We start from the raw sequence: 425 nt of genomic DNA, 5'->3' as shown, positions 1-425 counted from the left end.
AGAATCCTTGTTTTTACCTCCTTTCGCAAGTGCTGATTTGTTGCTCTCGGGCATCGGGCGTGGAACACGATAGCTCTCGCCGTCGAGCACGACGCGGTACGCGGCATGTCGCAGGCGATCGAGCGTTGCGGCGCCGAGCATCTTGTTGGTCGCGAACGCATCACCCCATTCCGTAAAATCAAGATTGCTGGTCAGGACGGTCGATGTACGTTCGTACCGTTCGGCGATCAGATCATGGAAGTCTTCATCTTCGGGCGTGCGCATGGGCTTAAGTCCGAAATCGTCAATGATGAGCAGTGGCACCTTGGCAAGCGCCTGGAAGCGCCGCTCGTAGGAGCCGATGGCCTGTGCGTTGCGCAGCGCGCCGAGAAGCCGGGTCTGGGTCATGAACAGGACATCGTAGCCTTGCCGGGCGGCCGCGTGGC

At 59.8% G+C, this 425-nt stretch carries 1 protein-coding gene; it reads right to left on the bottom strand.

Annotated elements, in window-relative coordinates; all coding sequences use genetic code 11:
- Nucleotides 1-425: ATP-binding protein (locus P0D80_RS51270; RefSeq protein ID WP_408296645.1), on the bottom strand; the 425-nt coding region annotated here is incomplete at both ends.

It is taken from the genome of Paraburkholderia sp. RL17-373-BIF-A (assembly GCF_046030175.1).
GTDB lineage: Bacteria > Pseudomonadota > Gammaproteobacteria > Burkholderiales > Burkholderiaceae > Paraburkholderia.
Note: the sequence above shows the minus strand (reverse complement) of the source record. Positions and strands in the feature narration are given on the sequence as shown.